The sequence below is a fragment of the Acidovorax sp. genome, assembly GCF_046314175.1.
Classification (GTDB): Bacteria; Pseudomonadota; Gammaproteobacteria; order Burkholderiales; family Burkholderiaceae_C; genus Acidovorax.
In genome coordinates this window covers 1-5,037 of the sequence record NZ_JBKBXG010000168.1, presented here as the reverse complement: position 1 = coordinate 5,037, position 5,037 = coordinate 1, and the positions used below count along the sequence as shown (strand labels likewise).

5 protein-coding genes are annotated in these 5,037 nt (G+C 64.2%); 1 reads left to right on the top strand and 4 read right to left on the bottom strand.

The genetic code is table 11. The features are described 5' to 3' along the window. Nucleotides 1–457 (top strand): hypothetical protein (locus tag ACK4OE_RS25110; protein WP_409889148.1); only part of this gene is annotated, 457 nt, incomplete at its 5' end. 70 nt (nucleotides 458–527) lie between these two features. Here ACK4OE_RS25110 and ACK4OE_RS25105 read toward each other — a convergent pair. The 4 genes from ACK4OE_RS25105 to ACK4OE_RS25090 all read right to left on the bottom strand — a co-directional run. Continuing rightward, the gene (locus ACK4OE_RS25105; RefSeq protein WP_409889147.1) at nucleotides 528–1,979 is read right to left on the bottom strand and encodes an alpha/beta hydrolase family protein; all 1,452 of its coding nucleotides are present in this window, start codon (nucleotides 1,977–1,979) and stop codon (nucleotides 528–530) included. Then, on the bottom strand, nucleotides 1,952–2,356 hold the full coding sequence (locus ACK4OE_RS25100; protein WP_409889146.1) for a hypothetical protein: 405 nt from the start codon (nucleotides 2,354–2,356) through the stop codon (nucleotides 1,952–1,954). Before ACK4OE_RS25100 ends, ACK4OE_RS25105 begins: the two co-directional genes overlap by 28 nt. Nucleotides 2,357–2,436: 80 nt before the next feature. Then, nucleotides 2,437–4,635 (bottom strand): TonB-dependent receptor plug domain-containing protein, encoded by a 2,199-nt coding sequence (locus tag ACK4OE_RS25095; protein WP_409889145.1) that lies wholly within the window; start codon nucleotides 4,633–4,635, stop codon nucleotides 2,437–2,439. A gap of 133 nt (nucleotides 4,636–4,768) precedes the next feature. After that, a partial coding sequence (locus ACK4OE_RS25090; RefSeq protein ID WP_409889144.1) for a GNAT family N-acetyltransferase occupies nucleotides 4,769–5,037 on the bottom strand: 269 nt, incomplete at its 5' end.

The following is a 5,037-nucleotide window of genomic DNA, read 5'->3' as shown; positions in this document are numbered from 1 at the left end:
CCCCCACGCTGTTGCGCTGGCCCTGTGGTATCACGATGCCATTTACTGGCCGTGGAGCAAACACAACGAAGAGCGCAGCGCCGACTGGGCAAGCCGCTTCATCCTGGGCCAGGGCCTACCCCCCACGCTGGCGCAAACCGTGCACCAGCACATCCTCGACACCCGCCACACCCCCGGCCCACTCACCGGCGATGCACAGTGGGTGGTCGACATCGACCTGTCCATCCTCGGCCAGAGCGACGCGGTGTACCGCCAGTTCGAACGCAATGTGCGGCGCGAATACTTTTTTGTGCGCTGGCCGCGTTATGTGGCGGGGCGCAGTGCGGTGTTGCAGGGGTTTCTGGACCGGCCGCGCATTTACGGCACGGAACTGTTTTACCAACGGTACGAAGCGCAGGCGCGCACGAACCTGAGCCATGCGCTGGAGGCGCTGCGCGAAGGGCGGCTGTACGGCTAATCGGATAACCGTGGCTCCGGGGTCGGAGCGCTTGCCGTGAGCTTGGAAGAGTTGGTTATCGCGGTCGCGCCTACCGATTGGGTCCCGCAAGAATCTGCGAAAGGTAACCGTCCAACTCTGACTTCCACAAAGCAGGCAAGCTATCGATACCGTGGCCGTTCTGCCTAGGCTGCAGCGTATAGCTAACCATCTTCCCCCGCCCACCCGCCGCGCGAAACGCTTCGAAGCTTGCGCGACTGTGTGCGAGCGAATAGTAGGAATCACGCTCTCCATACAGCCACAATGTTGGCCGTTGCATGGCGGCGCCTCGCACAAATCCAGTGCGATTGATAAGCGCAGCCTCTTGGCAAGCTTCGCCCAACCAGCCGCCCACAAAATTCACGACGCCCAGGAACATGTCTGGCCGGGTACCCGCATACGCGACCGACAGCAGGCCGCCGCGCGACACCCCGCCGATCAGCAAACGCGCCTTGTCGACATCAGGGCGTTTCTGCACATGCTCCATTACCACATCCATGTCGGCCAGCGCTCGGTCCAGCCCCTTCAGTGATTGTTCGGGCTCGCAGGTGTAACCCGCCGCACGGTTGGCACCAAAACCTTCGTCGTACAAGCCATCAGACTTGCCACGCCCCCGGCGTTGCGGGAACACGACCTGCCAACCCTTGGAGGTGAAATGCTGCGCCACCTCAGGGCTGGTCCAGGTGTGCGTAAACCAGCTGGGGCGATTGCCAACGCCCGTAGAGCCATGGTTGAAGACGAGCGTGGGCAACGGGCCTTCCACACCTATGGGGCGATACGCCACAGCCTCAAGGGTCTGAGTTCGGCCATCAGCATCTTTCCAAGGGGTCGGAATACGCTCCACCCGACGCGTGTAAACCGGTACCCCCCTAGTGCTCAGCACGCCCGCAAAAAGCAGCTGCGCCCCTGCGCGCCAAACAGACATCTCCATTTCACCGGCTGCCCCCTCTCGCAGACGAAGCACCAACCGCGCACCGGTATGAAGCCGCGCGTGCAATTCATTGCCAACGAAGCTTCCCTGCGAACGGCCGGTCAACTGGGGTTGTTGATCGCTGACGCCGGCATATACGACGGTGGCACCGGTCGCGGTGACGGATTCGATAGCAACGCTGATATCGCACGCTCGGAAAATGCAGGCCCACCCCTGCCAGACACCGCTCCAGCGGGCCTTGTCCACGGGCAGCGATGCATCTGGAAGGGTGATCGCGACGTCGGCCGGTAAAACTGCCGCGACCGAGCTCTCCGAAAAGCCAGCGACCAAATCGGGCATGTAACTCGGCCATGCGGTGATGGTTGCCGGAACGGGGTCAGGCTGCTGCGCCACGGACGGTCCACACAAGATGATCTGAAGCCCAAAAAAAGCGGCGGCCCGGGCATTTTGCAAAGGCTTTTGAAATGCAAGCCTGAGACGAAAACTGAACATGGACAACCCTTGTAAAAATGGAGCAGTAACCAGCACCGTTTGCAGGCCTATCGTCAATCGCAGGGCTGAAACCGTCGGCATTCTTCCACGACATGGATGGAGGTCAACACATTCACACCATCCTCAGACCGGGCTTGGAACTTGACCCAGGCACCTTCCGGAATGTCGGCCAGAAGTGCCTTGTCGCGCACCACAAACGTCAGCGTGGAAAACGGAATCTTGGAACGCGGTAGCAACTTCAAACGCACGAGAATGCGGCCGTCCGATTCCTTGTCTACGGATACCAGCCGCGCCCGCGTGTACACCGGCTCCACGGTCGCGGCGCCGGTGCCGCCCGCCGCCGCCGGGGCAGGCGGTGCGGCAACGGCATTCGCTGCCAAGGCGCCGCACAGTGACGCTGTCGCAACCAGCTTTGCAACGTGGCCAAACGCGCCTGCAACTCCGATTCCTGCTTTCATACTGACCTTTCTCACTGACTAAGCGGTTTGACTGAGTGCCAATACAGATACAGACGCCTCCGCGCCGCCCTGCACAAACATCAAAACTGCGTCCCCACCGTGAGGTATGCGCGTGGCGTCCACTGCATGCTGCTACGACTGACCAGGGGCACCGCACCCGACGCATCCACGCGATCTCGGCGGAAATGCGCGTCGCCCACGTTGTATACCCCCAGCCGCCAATACCCCAGTCCGCGCACCAGCTGACCCACGTAAAAGTCCAGCATGGCGCTCGCGCGGTTCTGGCCGGTCAGCGCGGCGTTGATGTCCTGGTCGGCGCGCCCCGTCATGGTCAACGTGGTGCCGCCGTACCAACCGCCGCCACGTGGCATGGGCTTGGCAGCGGTCAGTGTGGCCAAGTAGCGGGCCTGCCCGGGAATGCGACGCCCTTCATTGGGCCCGCTGGTCATGCGCGACTGCAGCAGGCTGGCATTGGCCGACAGCGTCCAGTCATGCCCCAGGCCCAGCCACGCCAGCCCCGTGCGCGCATCGGCCTCCAGGCCCCAGACCATCGCGTCGCCCACGTTCGCACGTTGCTCTACCCATCGCGATCCGTTCAATGCCAGCGTGGGCGCCAGCACATCGCTCATCTGCCGCACAAACAGGTTCAGGCCTGCGTGGCCGCTGGCCAGGCGCCGCTCGAAGCCGGTGTCCAGCGTCCAGGCCACCTGCGGGCGCAGGTTGGGGTTGCCGATGGTGTCGGGGTTGCCCAGGCTGTTGCTGCCCTGACTGGGGATGACCCGGTCCACCAAGTCCCACACGCGCGGCAGCTGGGTGACGCGGGCGAGGTTCACACGCCACTGCAGGTCGTCGGACAACGGCGTGCGGGTGTGCAGCGATGGCTGGAGGATGTTCCACTGCTTGCTGCCCGCCACTGCCGAGCTTCCCCCGTTCAGCTCCACACGCTCGCCGCGCAGGCCCAGCGTGAGCGTGGTGCTGGCCGGCAGCTCCCATTCGTTCTGCCCCCAGACCACCCACCGGCGGATGCCAGCGTCCAGGCCCGAGTTCACCGGCAGGGCGCCGCTCGCGGTGGTGCTGACGAAGAGTTTGCGGTCTTCAAATTGCGCCCCGGCACTCCACAGCAGTGCATCGGCCGTGCCGGTGAGCTTGCTGCTGAGGCTCCAGACATCCTCGCGCCGGTCGTCCACAAAGCTGTAGCTGTCGGTGACCACTGCACCGCCCGCGCCAATGTTGCGCAACAGATCTCCTCTGCGGTCCACGGTGTCGCTGGCCCGGCTGGCGGTCAGCGTGGTTTCGAGCTTGCTGGCAGCAAAGCGGTGTGTCCAGTCGGCGGCTGCTTGCAGATAGCGACGGTCGTACTGGTGCGACTCCTGCGAGTTCAGGGCATATGTGCCATCGCCACTGCCCACGCTGTCGGCTGTGCCGCCAAAGTCAGCCTTGCTGAGGGTTGCCCGCAGCGTCACCTGGTCTGCCGCCCCCAGCTTCCCGCTGATGCGCGGCACCAGCGCGTAGTCGGTGCGCTTGTAGCGGGCGCTGGTGTCGGACTGCGCCACGTCAGCCCCGTCACGCTGCGTGCTGCGGTGCGTGTCTGAACCCAGCAGCAGGCCTGTTGCAGACGCAGCGACGAAGTACGACCAGGGCTGGCTGGCCTCCGCTTCGCGAGGCTCGTCGGCGCCCGTGGAAGTTGGCCCCAAGGGGCCGGTGCGCGAGAAAAACGCCTGCCCCGCATTGCGGCCCCACACGTGGTTGTCGGTCAGGCGCAGCGTGGTTTCACGCTTCACGGTGGCCTGGCGCAACACGATGTTGAGCGTGCCGCCCGTGGCGCCCGAGAACTCTGCGCTTGGCGCACGCACCACCTCGATGCGTTCGATCAGCTCGGGCGGCAGCTGGTCAATGGGCAGCTGCGTGCGCTTGCCGCCCACGCGCTGGCCATCGATGAGCAACTGCGTGGCACCGCGCTCCATGCCGCGCATGCGGATCTCCACGCTGCCGTCAGCACTTGGCGTCACCTGCACGCCTGGCAGCTGGCGCAGAACATCGGCCACCGAGAACGCGCCCATTTGCTCGATGTCGCTGCGGTCCACCACCACCAGCGACCCGGCTGCAAAAAAACGCTGCTCCAACGACCTGCGTGCCGTGACCGTGACGCCATCAAGCGATGGCGTAGCGCCGCCCGTTCCCTCCGGCGTACCCTGCGCCCATGACGAACTCCCTGCCGCAGAGGCCAAGCACGTCGCCCAGATGGCAATGCGATGGCTGTTGTTTATTGTTTGCTTCATAGATGCCCTCTTTGCGCCAGATTGTCCGAGGGCAAGGCTTAAGCGCAGCCTAAGACCTATGCCTGTGCCCCTGGGTGTCGCTGAACTGCAGCATCCACGCGACAGGTGATTCCGGAGCCAACGCACGCCGCGACTACAGCTTGGGCACCTCCAGCGGCTTGCGGTAAATCGTGTTGCGCTTGACCACCTGAAAGCCGCAGTCCGCATACACACGATTAGCGCCCGTCAGGTTCTCACCGTCCACCGCCAGCGCCGACTCGGCCATCCCTTCGTCGGCCAATAGGCGGAGGCTGCGGGCGATCAATGCCCTTGCAAGACCGCGTCTGCGCCACTTGCGCCCCACGCTGATGAACTCGGTGTAGCCCCGGCGCCGTGACAGATGGCGGTTCTCATCCTCGTTGA